Below are 17,096 nucleotides of genomic sequence, written 5' to 3'. Positions count from 1 at the left end.
ATGGGACAGGATGTCTTTCTCGCCGAGATGAACCGCGGCCTCCTCACGGTTCTCCTGGTCTCGGCGCCGGCGCTTGGCGTCGCCATCCTTATCGGCGTCAGCGTCGGCCTGCTGCAGGCCCTGACGCAGATCCAGGACCAGACGCTGCCGCAAGCGGTCAAGCTCGTCGCGGTGATGCTGGTGCTGATCTTCCTCGGGCCGCTGCTGGCGAGCCAGGTCGGCAGCATCGCCATCCAGTCCTTCGACAGTTTTCCGGCTCTGACGCGCTAGGGGATGCCGTGAACGCCGCTGTGACCAACGCTTTCCTGGAATTGGCCTACCCGCTGCTGGTGGCCGTTTCCGTCGCGGTGTCGCGTGCGCTGGGCATGGTGATGCTGACGCCGGCCTTCACCCGGCTCGGCCTCACCGGCCTGTTGCGATCGGCGGTGGCGATCGCGATTTCGCTGCCGGTGGTGCCCGCGGTGTTCCAGAGCCTCCAGCTGGCGGGGACGCCGACGAGTCTCAGCCTGACCGGCCTCGTGATCAAGGAAATGGCGGTCGGCGGGGTGATCGGCCTCGCCTTCGGCATTCCGTTCTGGGCGGCCGAGGTGGCCGGCGATCTCGTCGATCTGCAGCGTGGCTCGACCATGGCGCAGCTGGTCGACCCGCTGTCCACCGGCGAATCCAGCATCACGGCGACGCTGCTCAGCCTCTCGCTGATCACCCTTTTCTTCATGTCCGGCGGCTTCCTGATCCTGCTCGACGGCTATTACCGCAGCTATGATCTCTGGCCGGCGACGAGCTTCGTGCCGGTGATTGAAGCGCATTCGGTGATGGCGCTGCTCGGCGTGCTCGACCGCGTGATGCTGATCGGCGTGGTGCTGATCGCGCCGGTCGTCATCGCCATGCTGATCGCCGACTTCATGCTCGCCTATCTCTCGCGCATGGCCCCGCAGTTCCACGTCTTCGACCTGTCCCTGGCGGTGAAAAACCTCCTCTTCTCCTTCCTGATGGTGGTTTATGCGGTCTTCCTGGTGCCGCTGATGCTCGACCGGATCGGCGACCTGAAAGGGACTGTCGGCCTGCTGCAGGGGCTGGTGGGGCCGGAGGCCGCGGCGCCATGATCCCGATCGTCACGGTCATCCGCGATCTTGCGTCGTCCGTCGCAAAGGACGCGTTTCGGCGGGCCTTTGAGGAATGGCAGCGGATCGAGACCCCGCCGGGGGACGCGCCGCCAACGCTCGGGCCCGCCGATCGGGAAGCAACGGCAAAGCCGACCGTCGACCCCCGGGCGGGGTTGCCGGATCGCCGCGATCCCGCCCGGCAGGCCCACTTCCGCCCCTCGGCCGAGACGCCCGAGCGACGGGCCGCCCCGTCCCCCGCGGCCAGCGCGGGGCAGCCAGTCTCCCAGCCTGCAGGACCAGATGCCGGGGCGCATCCGCGGACGTTGTTCGCCACGCGGACCGCAGTAGTCGAGCGGATGCTGGCCGCCGAAAACCCCCACGCCGCCGCGCAGGAACTCTATACCGTGCTGCGGACCCTTCCACCGGGCCTCGCCGGCGCGTTTGTGGCGGGCGTCCAGCCGCAACTCGCCGCGATCGTCGCGGGTCTCTGCGACAGGTCGGTTGCCGGTGCCCCCAGTTCTGCAGGGATGGCGGTCACCATCGACCTCCCCGCGAGAACAGCGGGTGTTGCGGCCTCGCCGGGGGCGTCTCCGGGCTTCGGGTCCGCCGCGACGACCCGGGCGCTGGCCAATGTCGCGTCGATCCTCGATGCCGGGGCGGGGACTGCCGAAGTAAGGACCTTCGCCCGCGATCTCGGCGCCATCGTGCTGGCCGGCAAGAACGTCAATGATGCCGCCATCTTCTTCGGGCTGGCACAGGCCGTGGCCGTCGGGACCGGGCTGCTCTTGCCTTTGACCCTTGCCGCCCAGCTCGAGGAACGCGGCGACCGGCGCCGGCGCCAGAGCCTGATCGCGCTGCTCGCCGCCAGCATCCGTCGCCTCGGCGGGCGGATCGATGGCGTCGATGCCGACATCCTCGCGATCGCCAGACCGCTGCTGATGGAGTGGACCGGCTGGCGATCGAAGCTCGACGGCGAGAACCTCACGGCCATGCTCCAGGCCTTTCTCACCGCCTATCCCGACGTGCTCCCGAACCTTGCAGAGGGGCTGGCCCGCTTCGAGCGCGCCGGCCGGGATGCGGTGCGGGTGCTCGATGATCTCAGCCGGGGACCGCCGGACCCTGAGCTCCGCGACGCCCGCTCCTTGCTCCTCGCCAGCGACGCCGCGCAACGGACGATCGCCGGCAGCCTCGCGGCGCATCGGCACGTCCGGACCTTGGCGCTGCAGCGCGAGGGGGAAAGCGGGCTGACGCTCGAGGCGGTGCAGCTGGTGTTCACCAATATCGGCTTTCCGCTCGACCGAGCCGCTTTTCTCGCCGAACAGGCCTGGCTGACCCAGCCGGAGCTGCCGCTCGGGAGCGGCTGGACAGGGATTGAGAGTCTCGAGGCGATCCGCGGGGGCGGGGAGGCCTTCCAGCGTTTGCTGGCCTATCTCAACGGACGCTTCGTCGTGCCCGCCCGGATCGATCTCGTGGACTTTTCCGACATCGACCCGATCGGCTAGGTTCGCTTCGCCGCACCTGCCTCGGGACGGCGACAGAGGCCGTTCCCGGCCTCCGAGCAGTGTGGAGCTCCTCAGCCCCGAATGACAGCTGGTCGGCGCTCAGCCTGCTGGCGAAGCCGACGTCAGCTGCTTTCCGGCCAGTCGCTCTCCGGGATGTCGAACTGGTCGCCCTTGGGAACGCCGTCGATCTCGTATTTCGTCATGGTCTCACCCAGCAGGTCGCCGAAATTGTCCTGCTGCGTCTGCTGCTTGCCCTCCGCGATCAGGCCCGGCAGGAGCATAGCGATGGCGCCGACGCCGGCAGCCGCCATGCCGAGGACGCCGGCGATCGGCGCCAGTGCCGCCCGTAGGCCCATCTGGCCGAGCAGGAAGGCGCCGCCCTCTCCGGCCGAAGCAAGGCTCGCGAGCCCGCCGAGGGAACCCGCGGTGATGCTGATGCCGCCCGAGACCAGGTCGCCCTTGCGGATCGACTGCACGCCGTCGAAAATGCCGTAGGCGCCCGCGGCGGCCCCGGCGAGGCCGCCCAGTCCCTTGGCCGCGTTTTCCCATTTTTCGAGGGTCTTGCCGAGCTCCTTGGCAAGGTTCGACTCCTGCTTGAGGTCGCTGGCCTCCGGCTTGACGTCGTCGAGCAGCGTATCGAAGTGGCTGTAGAGCGAGTCGTCGACCTTCGAGACCACACCCTTCAGGTAATCCCGGTAGTTCTTGATGCCGCCTTCGGCCAGAAGCGTCACGGTTTGAACCGATCCCGTCGTGATGTCGACGATCTGTCTGTCGGTCAGGTTGCCGCCGCTGTTGGCGCCCTTCGAAATCGTGACGCCGGCCATGAAGAGACCGCTGACCCCGTGCAGCAGGCCCTTGTCGGATGCCGTCTTGGCGTCCGGGCTCAACCATTCGGGCTTCATTTCCGCCAGCGACTTCGTGCCCTGGCGCAGGACGTCCCAGCTGCCGCGGAAACCAGAAAGGATCTGGTCCGGCGTCGTCACCTTGCCGTCGGGGTTGACGAAGAATTCGGGGTTGGTCTTGGTAATCTCCTCGATGATCGCCTTGACCTTGGTCTCATCCAGATTGTCGCTGCCGTCGGTGCCGAAAGCCTTCTTCAGATCCTCGAAACTGGCGTCCTTGAAGACGTTGTCCTGGGTGATCCGGGTGTAGTTGTCGTTCAGTTGCGTATCGAACTGGCCGGTGAATTCAGGGCTGAGGGCCGCGTTGTAGACCGCGACTTCCGCACTATAGGTGCCGGCCGCCTCGGCGAAGGGCTGATCCACCAGCAGGTCGTTCAGCCGGTCGCCGGAAGCGAGCTTGTCCTTGTAGAAGGTCTCGAACTCGGCATTGTGCTTCGATTTTCCGACAGCGCTCTGGATCTCCGGCAGATCCTTGATGCCGAGCGCGGTCTGGTGCATCTGCGCGCTGCCGAAGAATTCGGCGAGGGCCGCCTGCTGGTCGGTCTTGCCGTCCTTGGTCTTCGCGTCCCACATCGCGTCGAGCGCGCCGCCGGACTTGATGTCGTCGTAGTTCGACTGGACGGCGTCCTTCAGGCCCTTGTTGTCATCCAGCAGCTTGGTCAGTTCCCTGGTGCCGCTCTCGTTGAGGAAGGTCACGACCTCGGGATCGTTTTCGAGGATCTTGATGTGGTCGTTGACGTCGCTGAGCAGCTTGGCGGGGTCGGGATGGCCCTGGACGGCGTTGGCGATGCTGACCTTGCCGTAGTCGGTGCTCCACATGCCGGCGGCCGCCCCGTCGGTGATGAGGTTTTGCGTCGTCAGGAGTTCCTGCAGGACGGCGGCCTTCTCCTCGGTGGTGTAATTGCCGGGATTGGCGAACACGTCCGCGCCGAGCTTGCTGGTGTCGACGCCGGCGACGACATTCGCATTGCTGACGCCGGCGAGGAAGGTGATCGCGGCGTTCGCATCCTTCGGCGTGTGCGTGGTGAGAAAGGCGTCCGCGTCCTTCTTGCTGAACTTGCCGTCGGCACCGAATTTCAGCGGATCCTGCGCCGTTTCGAGCTTGGCGAAAGCCCCCGGCTGTGACCAGAAGTTCAGCGCCTCCTTCAACTCGTCGCTGCTCTGCGGATTCTGCGCCAGGTAATCCTTCAGGGAATTCTCCGTCAGGAAGTCGCCGTCGCCGGTCTTGCCGCGGATCAGGTCGAAATTATCGTTGAGGACCGAACTGTACTCGGCGATCTGCTGGGAGGCGGCGTCGGCATCTGGATTGGCCTTGAGGAACGCCTTGTAGCCGGCGCTGTCCTCCGGCTTGGTGACCCCTGGAAGCGCCTCGAAGCCGCCCTTGCCGAAATCCTGCAGGCGACCGGCTTCGGTCCCGTTGTGGGCCTCGTCGCCCTTGGTGAAGCCGTCGATGCTGGAATTGGCGACATCGCCGCCGGCCTGGATCTCGCCCTTTTCATTGTAGGACACGACGCGGTCTATAACCTGCATCGCCCGATAGGCGGCGTCCGCGTCCTTCTCATAATCGCCGACGCGCTCCTTCAGCATGTCCTTCACGCCGCTCTGGTTGCCGAGGTGCGCGAGCGCGGGATTGTCGTCGATGACGTCCTGCGCCGAGCGCTCGTCGCCCTCAGGCAGTTCCCACTTGATCCCAGCCTTTTCGGCGGCCGCGCGGGCTTCGGCGTTGTCGCCGACGCTGTCCGGGTTGGACATCTCGCCCTTCAGGCTGGTGAAGCCATCCTTGCCGAAGTCCTGCAGGCGCCCGGCCTCGGTGCCGTTATAGGCCTCGCCACCCTTGCTGAAGCCGTTGATCTCGCCATTGCCGACATCGCTGCCGACGATCTCCTGGCCCTCGCCGTCGAAGCGCTCGATGTGCTGAAGCACCTGGTTGGCGCGGTAGGCGGCGTCCGCATCGCTTTCGAAATCGCCGACACGCTCCTTCAGCATGTCCTTGACGTCGCTCTGATCACCGAGGTTCTTCAGGAGGTCGCTGCCGTCGATGATCTCCTCGGCCGAGCGCTCGTCACCGGCCGGGCGCTCCCATCGGATTCCGAGATCCTCGGCCTGGCTGCGCGCCTCCGGATCCTCGCTGGCCGACGGGACGTCGCGCAACTCGCCCTTGAGGAACCCAAAGCCGTTCTCGCCAAAATCCTTCAGGCGGCCCGCTTCCGTCCCGTGATAGGCATCGCCGCCCTTGGAGAAGCCGTTGACCTCGCCATTGTCGATGTCGCCGCCCGCGATCCGGTTGCCACTCTCGTCGAGCTTTTCGATGTGCTCAAGAACCTGCGCCGCGCGGTAGGCGGCATCGGCATTGGTCTCGATGTCGCCGCCAACCCGGTCCTCCAGATTGGACCGGACGTCCTCCTGGTTGCCGAGGTTCCGCAGGATCGGCGTATCGTCGATGATCTGCTGCGCCGACCGCGTGTCACCCGCCGGCCGCTCCCAGAGAATGCCCGCATCCTTGGCCTGATCCTTCGCCTTCTCCCAAGCCTGGACAGCATCCGCATTGCCGGACGTCGGATTATACTCGCCGTAGACGCTGGTCGACGCGCTGACTTTGGACATGGTTGTTCCCCCCGATCGACATGGCGCCAGATGCTCTGGGGAGTAACTACGCGATACCGGAGAGGCTTTTGATGAATTTGCTATGACAAACGAACTGAACCGCTGTCACCCATGCCTCAAGGCGGCGATCTCGCGTGATGGCAGGCCAAGCGCGCCTTTACCGTCTCAGCTGCAGCTACCGTGAAACGTCAGCACCTGCCACCGGTTGGCTCTGACCGATATCTGAGGGATCCAGGCCGAGAAATTGCCGATCTTCGCCTTGCACCACAGACCGTCCGAGGCGCTGCTGCACTGCTCGACGGCCACGCACGTGTTTGCCGGGATGGTTGCAAGGACGGGCGCATCTGGGCGGGCTTCCGACCGCGCATTGAGGCGGACCAGCGTGGCAGCGCTGGCGAAGGAACCTGCCGGTTTGGTCGCGGGCGCGACCATGTCCGCGGGGAGGGCACAGGTGGCGGTATAGCCGTAATAGATGCAGCCGGCCTTCAAGGGCTTGTTCGGTTTGCTCCCGGCAGCAAGGTTTGCCGGCAGACGCTCGAACACCAGAGCAACCCCGGTCGTCAGGTCGCCGCTCATGCGATTCTGGTTGCCGCCGAGCCGCGCCGCGATCTTCATGTCCGGGCCCAGCAGGGCCAGCTGCTTGTCGACGATGCTCCACTGCGAGATGGCGGCGAGCTCGGCCGCGCAATGCTGCGTCGACACGGCATAGGACTGGCCGACCTTCGCGGAACTCAGCTCGATCTGGCAGGCCCCCTTGTCGGCAAAGACGGGGTCTAGCGTCTGCCAGCGTCCGGCGAACGCCGTCACGAAATCACTTTCGCTCTGCGCGAAAGTTTCCTCGGCATGGAAGGCGAGGCCAAAGAGCAAGGCGAGGAGAAGCAGCGGGAACCTGTTCAATGAAGCACTCCGGTAAGGGTCGCCCGAGCCGGGCGGACTGCTAGTCGCGGGAAGGGGAGCCCAGCTGGATCGTGCTTTTGGCCAGGTCGCGGCCGCCGGATGACACCGACAGTTCGACCTCCAGGTCGTCCCCAGGCTGGAAAGACAGGCCCATTGTCGCCACCGTCGCGGTTTGACCGTTTGAAAGGGTGAAGGTGCTGCCCTGCTGCGTGCTGGTCCTGCCGGACGGTCCTGACTTCTTGACCGTCATGCGGCCCTCAAAATCCCCCGCCGACAGCGCCACGATGCTGGCGATCAGCGACAGTCCGTTATCCGTGGGCCTGACCTCGATCGAGGGGACGGCCGAGGCCGCGTCCTCGGCGGCGACCGTGGCGCTCATGGCGAGGAGCAGAGAAGCGGTGGCGAGCATCCGCATCTCATTTCACGCCCTGAAACTGCGTCTGGGTAATCTGGACGGTGGCGCCGTTCGATATCACCTGGGCCGGGACGACAGCTGTCATGCCGCTGCCGATCTGGGTGGCCACGACATTGGTGCCGATGGCGTTGACCTGCATCGTGTTACGGCTGCCGAGTTGCACCAGCACGCCGCTCCCCCCGTTCGACGCATTCACCGTCCCGTTGTTGCGGTTGCCAACCTGAACCACGGTCCCTGCGCTATCGAGGCCGGCGCTGAGCGGTGTCACCGCGAGAACGTTGGTGTTGAGATTGATGGCGGCGATATTGCCTGAACCCAGCTGGCTGACCATCGCGTTGCCGCCGCCGAGCGCTTTGATGTCGGCGCTGTTGCCGTTGCCGGCCGTCCCGACATTGCTCTGAAACAGGCCGATCTGGCCGCCTTTGCCGGTCACGTCGATCGTCGCCCGGTTGCCCTCGCCGCGCTGCAGTGCCGTCTGAGTGATTTCCAGGCTCCGGGAAGCCAAGGGACTGATCCCCGCGCTGTCGATGACGAGGCCCGAGACGATACTGCCGCTGGCCTTCGACTGGTCGACGTCCAGCGTGTTGCCGAGCACGCTGGTGCTCAGCGATTGCTGCTGGATGTAGAGTGTATTCTCGTCGGCCTGAGCCGAGAGCGGCACGGCGGCAACAAGCCCGAACAGAAGCATGGTCTTATATCGCATCGCTGTCTCGCTCGCTGCCTGTTACCGGGGTCGTGGCTACCACGACGTCTGCGTTATACTGACCATGTTGCCATTCCCCACTTGGGAGAAGTTGGCGATATTGCCATTCCCGGTCTGCTTCACAGCCGACTGGTTGCCGTGGCCGACGATCGAGGCGGCGAGCTGGTTTGCCGAGCCCGTCTGCGACGCCGCGAAAAGGTTGTCCGAGCCGTCGACAGAAATATCCATGAGATTGCCCAGGCCCGACTGGGTCAGATGTCCGGGAAGGAGCCCGGTTGCGAGCGCCGCGCCCCCGAAGGATCGTCCGGCTGCCCCGCCATTGCGGTCGCCCGTCAGCCGCACCCGGACGCTGTTGAAGGCATCGGCGCCAAGCGGCGCCTCCTGCAGGATCGTCAGCACGTTGTCGTTGCCGACCATCACCAAATCGGTTCCATTTCCCACAAGGCTGCCAGCGATGGTCAGCGGCTCCGCGGCCGACGCCGGAGAGGCGCATACCAAAACGGCCGAGACCATCGCCAGTCTTGAAAAAGAAAGCATCTGAGAACTCCCGATCAACAATCGAGAGAACTATACGACGCCTATCCTTCCAATCCGTTACATGGTCAGCCAATACTGTAAAGTCTAAATCATGTATTTCCGCTGTGGTAAACAACATTATTGTTCGACGACTAAAATGTTAGCGGATCCGCTCTGGGTGAAGCCGATAAGATTGTCATTCCCCAGTTGGCTGAGAGAAGCCTGATTGCTGGCGCCCGAGATGGAGCCGGTAACGGTGTTGCTCGACCCGGACTGGAAGACCGCGAAGATGTTGCGGCTGCCCTCGACGGCGAGATCGACGACATTGCTGTCGCCGATCTGCTGGAACTTGCCGGGCTGCAGGCCGCGTAGGTTCAGGGATTGCCCGGTAAAAGCCGAACCGAGACTGTTGTTGTCGTCTCCGCGAACGGCCATCGTCAGCTGATTGCCATCGCCTTGCTGCACCGCATCGGCCCGGTTGCGTTCGCCGATCTGTCGAGCGGACAGGGCGTTGCCGATGCCGACCTGCTGAAAGTCGAAACCGTTGCCGTCGCCTTGCTGCCGGGCGGCGGCCTGATTTTGCGCGCCGGTGACCGTGCCGGACAGGCCATTGCCACTGCCGTCCTGAACGAAGCCGAAGAGGTTCAGCATGGCATCCTGGCGACGTTCCGGCGGTTGGACGCCCTTTGCGGAAGAGACGGTGTAGGAGAGGACATTGCCGTCGCCGAACTGCTCGACCGTGGCCTGCATCACCTCGGCACTGGCGGAAATGCCGGTGAACGAGCCGACGAGGCCGAGGCCGTTGCCGCCATTGTCATTGCCCGACAGCGTCAGGCGCATCGTGTTGCCGGAGAACGCGATGCCCTGATTGTTCTGGCTGGCCCGCGCGATGAAGTTGCGGGCGCCGCTCTCGGCAATCTCCATCCGGTTTCGCTCGCCCGCCTGATCGAGCCGCTCGATCACATTGCCGGCGCCGTCGGCCTGGTCGATCCACATTTCGTTGGCGCTGCCGGTCTGGGACGTGCCGCCAATCGCATTCTCACTGGCGGACTGGCGGCTGGCGAGGCTATTGCCGGCGCCGGACTGCAAGGCGCCGCGCAGACTGTTGCCAAGGCCGCGCTCGCCGCCGGTCTGCAGGATGTCGACGACATTCGTGGCGCCGTCGGAAGCCTCCGTCTTCTGGACAACCTGGCCGACGCGGTGCGCGCCGCCCACCTCGTCCTGTACGATCGAGGCAGCATTGGCGGCGGTCGCCCGCGCCAGGGGGCCGAGGTCCGGCGCCACCTGCAGCACGCTGCCGATGCGGTTGCCGCTGCCTGCGCGCCCCGTCGTCTGGTCGATGGAAATCTGGTTGCGGGTGCCGACCTGGTTGGTGCCGTGCACGATAGCGGGCTTGCTGCTGCTGCGCGGATCGCTGCCAACCTGGTTGAACAGCCCGATCTGGTCGATCTCGAGCGTGTTGTCGCGGCCGAGCTGGTTCAGCCGCAGCGCCGCGGCATCGGCGCCGGCAACATTGCCATTGCCGGCCTGATCGATGCGCACGGTGTTGGTGTCACCGGTCTGGCCGAGAAACACGAGATTGTCGCCCGGGCTCTGCGCAAAGGCCGGCGCCGCAGAGCCGAGCAGAAGCAGGATTGCGGAAAGCCGGACGGGTTCGATCACATGTCACCTCACGCGGCGGGAGTGGCGGGCCGATGCCCGGATCCGGTCGCTGCGGCGAGACCTACCCGCCGCAGCTTGCTTCGTTTCAAAGCCACCCATCAGCAGGTGTCTGTCCTGGAACTGTCGTTGGTCCCGGGGCTAGAATACCCGCTTGCCTCGACGTCAGAGCGATGAGCAAAGCTTCAGTCTGGCAGCTCACTGACTGATGGAAACAACGTTAAAGCTTCCATTCTGGCTAAACGTCGCAGCGTTTAAATTGCCTGACTGTACAACTGCAGACTGATTAGAGTTTCCTGATACGGTGCCCGTTATCTTATTGTTGTCGCCATCCTGATTTGCCGCCAACACGTTGTCATTGCCGGTAACCGTGCCGGTAATCTGGTTACCGAAGCCCTGCTGAACAAAAAGACCAGCGGTCAAGTTGAGGGCGCCGGCAGCGTTAGAGCCGAAACTGTTATATCCGCCGTTACGGTCGCCAGTTACAGTCAAAGTGAATTCATCGCGTGCCGCGAAGCCATTCAAGTTCTGCTGGACACCAATAATATTGTCACTGCCGGTTATGTTGACAGTCGAACGGTTGTCGTCTCCGATCTGGGCAATACCAACATTGTTTCTATCGCCGTTGTGACTGATCGTGGCCCGATTGCCCGTATTTCCAGCCACGCCCTGTGAAACAGCGATCTGATTATTATTGCCATAAATGGAGTTGCTGGTAATCGTATGATGTCTGCCGACCTGTTTGAAGCCGAAGGAATTGTTGTCATTGCTACGGATAGCATATGAGATTTTGTTGTCTACGCCGTCTTGCTTGGCTGTTCCCTGTGCAACGCCGACTGCGGCAGCGCGGCTTCCCGCCGTGAAAGACGATGTTCCATTGTAATTACCGAACTGTTCAATCTCGATGACATTCTGGGAACCATTCTGACCGACACTGCCAACGGAATTCCCCTGACCCATCTGTGTAATGCTGATCTGGTTGAATTTATCGGTATTCTGGAAGCCTTCATTAACATTTGAAATTTGATCAGTCGTGCGGCGCTGAATTGACTCGCCTACGGTGTTGCTTCCGCCGGTCTGCTCGATTGTGAGATGATTTGCTGTGCCGTATTGCTCGACGCCATCGCCCTGCAGGCCAATCTTATTGAAGCCGCCTGCCTGGGTCGTCGAAAGAGTGTTCGACTTGCCGTTCTGAAGCATATTCTGGTCTGCATTGCCGGCCTCATTATCACCGGCACCGCTCTGTTTGACGGTCGCCGAGTTGCCGCTTGATGGGCCGCTGCCGTCAACGGTGCCCTGGTAAACGAAGGCCTTGTTTTTATCCGCCATCGCGGCGCCGGTCATCATGGTGAGCGCGGTGGCGGCGAGAAGCAGCTGCTTGAAATTGGTCATGTTAGTCCCCTCAATATGCATCGGCCCGGCCTCCCGGCTGCGGACGCGGTTGATCATTCGGTGCCAGGCGGATGGCCGCGCGGCATCGTTCAGCTTGCCTTAGGCAGGCTGCGAAGATTTCGAACTGGATGCAGGGTGGGCTGGCGCCTGTCCCGCTGAAGCAACCCTTGCGGCAGGCCGCAAAGGGTCGTGTCATCCCGTCTGGCGGCGGTTGCCTCTCCCAGTCGGGTCAGTGCCTTTCGGAGTGAGATTCCTCCGACCAGTCTTTGGTGCGGCCTCTTGGCCTGCCCGTTAACCGGTTGTTAATTGAATAGCCGGACAGCTGCCCCTACGTCAACAATAAACGGTATCCAGTGAGCTATTAAGGCGGCTTAGGGATAATTGATATGGTTAATTTGGTTTAATCATTTGCGCTGTTTAGATTTTGCCAGCTAATATATATTTGGTCGTTGATCAAGGTTTGATAGAGATAGTTGAAAACGCAGAAAAGACGGCACAGGGCCGCCTTTTGTATTTTAAATGATAAGGACGATATCTTTACTGCTGCTTTTGTTGGACGGCTACCCAACGGGTTCCTCGTTTGGAGACGGCGCCGGTGGAAGCTCCGGGGGCGGTACCTGCTCGCGCAACTGGCGCTGAATGGGCGCGTTCGATGGAACGCCGGGCAAGGTCTGGCCAGGCTTTGCGCGTGACGGACTGGCGGCCGGCGCGCTCGAGCGCCCCGTCCTCACCCCCGGCAAGGCGTCCCGGCTGGCGACGGCAACAGGCACTGCCGCCAAGGGCGTCGTCTCGGTGATGTCGGCAGCCCCCGTGGTTTTCGGCGCGGGGAGGGTTTCCGCTTGCGCGGTCAGCCGGCTGCCATACTTCTCGCTGCGATAGGCATCGACATAGGTCTGCCCCGCCTTCTGGTCCTGAAAATTCCAGATGCCGAGCTCGGAACCTTCGACGATCAGGCTTTCGACGGCCTTTTCGATGGCCGACTGGACGGCAATCTGCTTCGGCTCGTTGTAGGTGACGCCCGCTTCCGCCTCGAGGATCTCGTCGAGCTTCACATAGCGGAAGGCGTTGCCTTGCAGCGCGTAGGACGCCACTGCCTTGCGCGCCGAAACCGTCGTCAGGACTTCGCCGGTCTTGATCGACACCGCCCGCAAGGCGACGGTCACGACGTCCTGCAGGTATTTGGCATCGGCGCCAATGCCCAGAAAGCGGGCGCCGGCCCCGCCGGTCATGATGTTGGTGTCGTAGCCGATAATCCCGCCCTCGATGATGATGCTGGCACTCAGGAGAGGTGGCAACACATTGGGGTCCAGCTGCGTCTCGTTGCGATAGAGGCGGCGCATTTCCGTCAGGATCTGTCGCTCTTTCAGAAGGTTATCGAGTTGGCTGCGTTCGAGGACCGTAAACCAGCGACGCTCTCCGGCATCCTGCAGTGCCTTGATCAGCATCGGGGTGCCGCCTTGCGTGACCGCACGCGAGAGCGACTGGACATTGTCCCGCTCCTTGAACTGCCCGGTCAGGTCTTCATAGCCGTAGACGGCGACGACCGTCTTCAACTGCGGTGCTGGCATCTGGCGCAGGCTGCTGCTGGGTGCGCTCACCTTTTCGACCACGGGCATCTGGTCAAACGCCCCCTCCTGCGTCACGCAGCCGGAAAGCGAGACCAGCGTCAGCAGGCTGACGGCGTATTTGAATGAAAGGCAGGACATGGCTGCGGTCACGTCGGCTCCGGTAACAGGATGATGGGCGTAACGGCGGTGGTTTTAGCCAGACTTGCTGGACAGCAATTGCGGCACGACGATTTCTGTCACCGTACCGTCGAGGTTGTTGTTGATCGTCAGGCGAATGGAATCGAGCGTTCTTTCGAAGGCAACTGTCGTCGATCCAAAGGTGATGTTGCCGCTGTCCTGCGGGTTCTCGCCAAAGATCGCCTCGGTGACTTGGCCTGCCAGGGCCGACAACAGGCGGCCTTGCAATTGGCGCACGAAAAGATCTGCGTCCGAGTCTGCAACAGTGCCTGTCCCGCCACCCGACGCGCCATCGCCGCCCAGGCCGTCATCGGCATCTTTGGCCGTCGCATCGCGCTGCGCATTGGCAAGGCCGAGGAGATGGGATGAGTTGAGAGGATTGCCGCCAAAGGACGGATTGATCGGCGTATAGACCAGATCGCCTGCCAGAGCAGTGCTTATCGAACCTATTCCTGCAATGGCACAAATGACAGTGATCAATCTTGGCATGTATGCCCTCCATCAACACTTGTTGTTTGAACGGCCTTTTTCTTTGATTAGCAAGTGGGCATTGCTGAGGTTTAGCTAGAATCAGCAGGAGCTACATTTATGCAACAATCCTGTAATTATCCAGATATTGAAATTATGAAAGTAAATAATATACATTATCCTCATGCGTGGACGCGGCGAAAACTTATTGATCTGATTATTTATTTGGAAAAAGCTTTGAAATTTATGGTTAAGATAAAGCGTCGACTTTCTACAAAAAGTACGGGCGATGCCGCCGCGGTCAAATTTTAGTTGGTCCTAGAAGCGTCTTGAGCATCAATAGAATTAAAAGACGGAAATAAATCCGAAAGTGTTGCGCGCGGTCTTGTTCGGTCATGCGGCGCCAACCGTCAGCTTTTGTGTCTGAACTTTGCCGGGCAGCGTTTGACGCCGCTATGTCGGATCCTCGGTTGCGCGACGTGAACCGACCGAAGGGAGCCGGTTTTGACCGGATGGGCGACACGGCCGCATGCGGGACACGGTGGGGTGTCGCTGGCCTTGTGACCGGAGCGCGATCTGACCGTCGAGTCAGTCCTGTCGAGCGCCTGTCGACCGTGATCGCTGGGGCGGGCGGCAAAGTCGTTAACCGGCTGCGTTTATGACTGTCTGGCGCCATTTTGCGAGGACAGGGATGTTCGTTGATACCAGCCGGGGACTGAGTGTTTCGCATCATCCGGCAAGGGTGATCGCCGTCTCCATCGTCATGCCCTGTCTCGACGAAGCGGTCAGCCTGCCGCACTGCATCGCCAATGCCAGCCAAGCCCTCGCGCTGATCGAAGCAAAGCACGGTCTGCGCGGCGAGATCGTGATCGCCGATAACGGCTCGGCCGATGGAAGCCGGGAACTGGCGATCCGGCTTGGAGCCCGTGTCGTCTCGGTCGACAGACGCGGCTACGGCGCGGCGCTGATCGGCGGCTGCAGCAGCGCATACGGACGCTACCTGCTGATGGGCGATTGCGACGGCAGCTACGACTTCACCGACGGCGTCGCGATGATCGGTCGCCTGAGGGCCGGCGCGGATCTCTGCATGGGGTCGCGGTTCAAGGGCGGGATCCAGCGCGGTGCTATGCCGTGGAAGAACCGCTACATCGGCAATCCCGTGCTGACCGGCATTCTCAACCTGTTCTTCCGGGCCGGCGTCAGCGATGCGCATTGCGGGCTGCGGGCGATCACCCGGGAATGTTTCCTGTCGCTCGGCCTTTCCGGCAGCGGCATGGAGTTTGCGAGCGAAATGGTCATCAAGGCCACTCTTCGGGGCTGCGCTATCACCGAGGTGCCCGCCCGCCTCTCGGTCGATCTTCGAGAGCGCAGGCCGCATCTGAGGCCTTGGCGCGACGGCTGGCGTCATCTGCGCTATCTCTTGATGCTGAGCCCGACCTGGGTCTTCGGCGTCCCCGCGGCGCTGGCCATGGGCATAGCGAGCTTCATCCTCCTGTTCGCGCTCGGCCATATCCTCGCACCGGCGCTGTTGCCGCCGACCTTCGGCACCAGCTGGTCAATCGTCGCGGGCTTTCTGTTCACCACCGGCCATCTCGCCGCCATCCTGGCGCTGGCAACCCATCTCCACGGCTACCGCGAGGGCTATCGCCCGCTGCGACCCGTGCTGCGCCGCCATTCAGGCCGGCTGACGCTGGAGACGACGCTGGCGGCGGGCGCCTTGCTGGTGGTGCTGGGGGGCGCTGGCCTGCTGGCGATCGGCATCTACTGGGCAAAGACCAGCTTCGGGGCCCTCGACAACATCCTGCCGCTGGTCGTCGCGACCGTTCTGACGACGGTCGGGGTGCAGACCATGCTTGGCAGCTTTATGCTGGCCATCATGGCCGGGCATGACGCCAACTTCGCCACGGACTTTGCCATCGCCAGGATGCCGTCGCCATGACCGTGCCTACGATAACCGATACCGAAGCGCTCCGCCGGCGGGCTCCGGCCATCTGGAACACCGACTGGCTGCTGCTTCGGGGCCTTGCCGCACAGCTCGACCGAATGCTGGGCCGGATCGGCTCCGGCAGCGTGCTCGACTTCGGCTGCGGCACCCAGCCCTATCGCGACCTCGCGGTCAGTCATGGCCTGAGCTACCGCGGCGCTGACTTCGGAACCGCCGCCGAGGTTACGATTGCGCCGGACGGGACCCTGCCGTCCGATCTCGAACCCGTGGACATCGTGATGTCCATGCAGGTGCTCGAGCATGTCGGCGACCTCGACCTCTATTTCAGCGAGATCGCCCGCGTGCTCGATGATGACGGGGTGCTCTTGCTGTCGACGCACGGCACTTGGCTCTACCATCCCCATCCGCAGGATTATCGCCGCTGGACCCGGCCAGGCCTGCAGCGCGACATCGAGACCCGCGGTTTCGTCGTCGAGGATATCGTCTCGATCGTCGGCCCGCTCGCGACGACCACGATGATCCGCCTGACCAGTTTTGCCTGGGTTCTCCGGCAGGTGCCGGTGGTCGGCCGGGCCATCGCGAATACGCTCGCGGTGGTCATGAACCTGCGGGCCTTGTTGGAGGATCGCATCACCCCCCGCCAGGTGAAAGACGACAATGGCTGCGTCTACCTCGTGAGCTGCCGCGAGGCGGTGGCCCTGTGACAATGTTGCCGAGCCTTCTGCGTTTTGGCGGTGTGTCAGCCGTTTGCTTTCTTCTGCACAACCTGATCATGATCGCCGCAGATGCCTCCGGTTTGAACTACGTCGTGGCAACGCTCATAAGCTATGCCGTCGTCGGGGTGGTGGGATACCGACTGCATTCTGCCTACAGCTTCCGGACGACCCATAACCGCCTTGGCTTTGCTCGCTATGCGCTGGCCATGGCGGGCAATCTTCCCGCACAGTGGATATTGCTGTGGTTGCTGATCGGGCGCTTTGGACTGTCAATGCCGATCGCCGCACCGCTGTCGACATTGGCCCTGACGGCGTACAATTTCCTGGTCAGCCGCTGGGCCTTGCTGAGAACGCATCGCCATCCGGCGATAGGGCAGAAGAGCGAAGGACCGCCCGACGTGCCGGTCCGCGCGAGCCGGTTCTGACGATGGACTCGTTGCCGAAAGTCCTTGCGTCCGATTGGGACCGCCTGGCATCGGCGAGCGGCGTTCGAATCTCCGCCGAGACCTGTGGCCGCTATCAGCACGGG

15 protein-coding genes are annotated in these 17,096 nt (G+C 63.0%); 6 read left to right on the top strand and 9 right to left on the bottom strand.

Going from position 1 to position 17,096, the window contains the following annotated elements; translation table 11 throughout:
• Genes ACZLZY_RS07620 through ACZLZY_RS07610 form a run of 3 tightly spaced genes read left to right on the top strand, consistent with a single transcriptional unit; the run spans nt 1 to nt 2,605 of the window.
• Complete coding sequence (locus ACZLZY_RS07620; protein WP_472933633.1) at nt 1-270, top strand: EscS/YscS/HrcS family type III secretion system export apparatus protein; 270 nt, start codon at nt 1-3, stop codon at nt 268-270.
• Between the two features lie 8 nt (nt 271-278).
• Complete coding sequence (sctT, locus tag ACZLZY_RS07615) at nt 279-1,103, top strand: type III secretion system export apparatus subunit SctT (RefSeq protein ID WP_472933632.1); 825 nt, start codon at nt 279-281, stop codon at nt 1,101-1,103.
• Nucleotides 1,100-2,605 carry a hypothetical protein gene (locus tag ACZLZY_RS07610; RefSeq protein WP_472933631.1) on the top strand — a complete coding sequence of 502 codons (1,506 nt, stop codon included), beginning with the start codon at nt 1,100-1,102 and terminating at the stop codon, nt 2,603-2,605. The genes sctT and ACZLZY_RS07610 overlap by 4 nt, the downstream gene beginning before the upstream one ends.
• Before the next feature lie 122 nt (nt 2,606-2,727).
• On the opposite strand, the gene ACZLZY_RS07605 is transcribed toward ACZLZY_RS07610, so the two are convergent.
• The 9 genes from ACZLZY_RS07605 to ACZLZY_RS07565 form a co-directional block, all read right to left on the bottom strand.
• Entirely contained in the window at nt 2,728-6,111 is a 3,384-nt protein-coding gene (locus tag ACZLZY_RS07605) for a type III effector HrpK domain-containing protein (protein ID WP_472933630.1), read from the bottom strand.
• 165 nt (nt 6,112-6,276) lie between these two features.
• Nucleotides 6,277-7,008, bottom strand: coding sequence for an SH3 domain-containing protein (locus tag ACZLZY_RS07600; protein WP_472933629.1), 732 nt, complete (start codon nt 7,006-7,008; stop codon nt 6,277-6,279).
• Between the two features lie 40 nt (nt 7,009-7,048).
• Nucleotides 7,049-7,417, bottom strand: a complete 369-nt coding sequence (csgH, locus tag ACZLZY_RS07595; RefSeq protein WP_472933628.1) for a curli-like amyloid fiber formation chaperone CsgH — start codon at nt 7,415-7,417, stop codon at nt 7,049-7,051.
• 7 nt (nt 7,418-7,424) lie between these two features.
• Nucleotides 7,425-8,111 carry a hypothetical protein gene (locus ACZLZY_RS07590; RefSeq protein ID WP_472933627.1) on the bottom strand — a complete coding sequence of 229 codons (687 nt, stop codon included), beginning with the start codon at nt 8,109-8,111 and terminating at the stop codon, nt 7,425-7,427.
• Between the two features lie 51 nt (nt 8,112-8,162).
• Nucleotides 8,163-8,663: a hypothetical protein gene (locus ACZLZY_RS07585; RefSeq protein ID WP_472933626.1), complete on the bottom strand. Its 501-nt coding sequence runs from the start codon at nt 8,661-8,663 to the stop codon at nt 8,163-8,165.
• 117 nt (nt 8,664-8,780) lie between these two features.
• The gene (locus tag ACZLZY_RS07580; protein ID WP_472933625.1) at nt 8,781-10,304 is read right to left on the bottom strand and encodes a hypothetical protein; all 1,524 of its coding nucleotides are present in this window, start codon (nt 10,302-10,304) and stop codon (nt 8,781-8,783) included.
• A 195-nt stretch (nt 10,305-10,499) separates the two neighbouring features.
• Entirely contained in the window at nt 10,500-11,693 is a 1,194-nt protein-coding gene (locus ACZLZY_RS07575; protein WP_472933624.1) for a hypothetical protein, read from the bottom strand.
• Nucleotides 11,694-12,253: 560 nt separating this feature from the next.
• The gene (locus ACZLZY_RS07570; RefSeq protein WP_472933623.1) at nt 12,254-13,411 is read right to left on the bottom strand and encodes a CsgG/HfaB family protein; all 1,158 of its coding nucleotides are present in this window, start codon (nt 13,409-13,411) and stop codon (nt 12,254-12,256) included.
• Between the two features lie 42 nt (nt 13,412-13,453).
• Entirely contained in the window at nt 13,454-13,927 is a 474-nt protein-coding gene (locus ACZLZY_RS07565) for a curli assembly protein CsgF (RefSeq protein ID WP_472933622.1), read from the bottom strand.
• A gap of 670 nt (nt 13,928-14,597) precedes the next feature.
• Here ACZLZY_RS07565 and ACZLZY_RS07560 point away from each other — a divergent pair.
• From ACZLZY_RS07560 to ACZLZY_RS07550, 3 genes are read left to right on the top strand one after another with little or no spacing between them, the layout of a single operon-like run.
• Nucleotides 14,598-15,845, top strand: a complete 1,248-nt coding sequence (locus ACZLZY_RS07560) for a glycosyltransferase family 2 protein (RefSeq protein ID WP_472933621.1) — start codon at nt 14,598-14,600, stop codon at nt 15,843-15,845.
• Nucleotides 15,842-16,555, top strand: a complete 714-nt coding sequence (locus ACZLZY_RS07555; protein ID WP_472933620.1) for a class I SAM-dependent methyltransferase — start codon at nt 15,842-15,844, stop codon at nt 16,553-16,555. The genes ACZLZY_RS07560 and ACZLZY_RS07555 overlap by 4 nt, the downstream gene beginning before the upstream one ends.
• A gap of 2 nt (nt 16,556-16,557) precedes the next feature.
• Nucleotides 16,558-16,992 carry a GtrA family protein gene (locus ACZLZY_RS07550; protein WP_472933619.1) on the top strand — a complete coding sequence of 145 codons (435 nt, stop codon included), beginning with the start codon at nt 16,558-16,560 and terminating at the stop codon, nt 16,990-16,992.
• Nucleotides 16,993-17,096 lie beyond the last annotated feature (104 nt).

The sequence above is a fragment of the Mesocryomonas lacus genome, from assembly GCF_055730135.2.
Note: the sequence above shows the minus strand (reverse complement) of the source record. Positions and strands in the feature narration are given on the sequence as shown.

What these genes read in the sequence shown, in the direction of transcription:
- ACZLZY_RS07590 (WP_472933627.1), bottom strand. Translation starts at nt 8,111, where the DNA reads ATGCTTCTGTTCGGGCTTGTTGCCGCCGTGCCGCTCTCGGCTCAGGCC.
- ACZLZY_RS07565 (WP_472933622.1), bottom strand. Translation starts at nt 13,927, where the DNA reads ATGCCAAGATTGATCACTGTCATTTGTGCCATTGCAGGAATAGGTTCG.
- ACZLZY_RS07550 (WP_472933619.1), top strand. Translation starts at nt 16,558, where the DNA reads ATGTTGCCGAGCCTTCTGCGTTTTGGCGGTGTGTCAGCCGTTTGCTTT.
- ACZLZY_RS07575 (WP_472933624.1), bottom strand. Translation starts at nt 11,693, where the DNA reads ATGACCAATTTCAAGCAGCTGCTTCTCGCCGCCACCGCGCTCACCATG.
- ACZLZY_RS07555 (WP_472933620.1), top strand. Translation starts at nt 15,842, where the DNA reads ATGACCGTGCCTACGATAACCGATACCGAAGCGCTCCGCCGGCGGGCT.
- ACZLZY_RS07605 (WP_472933630.1), bottom strand. Translation starts at nt 6,111, where the DNA reads ATGTCCAAAGTCAGCGCGTCGACCAGCGTCTACGGCGAGTATAATCCG.
- csgH (WP_472933628.1), bottom strand. Translation starts at nt 7,417, where the DNA reads ATGCTCGCCACCGCTTCTCTGCTCCTCGCCATGAGCGCCACGGTCGCC.
- ACZLZY_RS07610 (WP_472933631.1), top strand. Translation starts at nt 1,100, where the DNA reads ATGATCCCGATCGTCACGGTCATCCGCGATCTTGCGTCGTCCGTCGCA.
- ACZLZY_RS07620 (WP_472933633.1), top strand. Translation starts at nt 1, where the DNA reads ATGGGACAGGATGTCTTTCTCGCCGAGATGAACCGCGGCCTCCTCACG.
- ACZLZY_RS07585 (WP_472933626.1), bottom strand. Translation starts at nt 8,663, where the DNA reads ATGCTTTCTTTTTCAAGACTGGCGATGGTCTCGGCCGTTTTGGTATGC.
- ACZLZY_RS07560 (WP_472933621.1), top strand. Translation starts at nt 14,598, where the DNA reads ATGTTCGTTGATACCAGCCGGGGACTGAGTGTTTCGCATCATCCGGCA.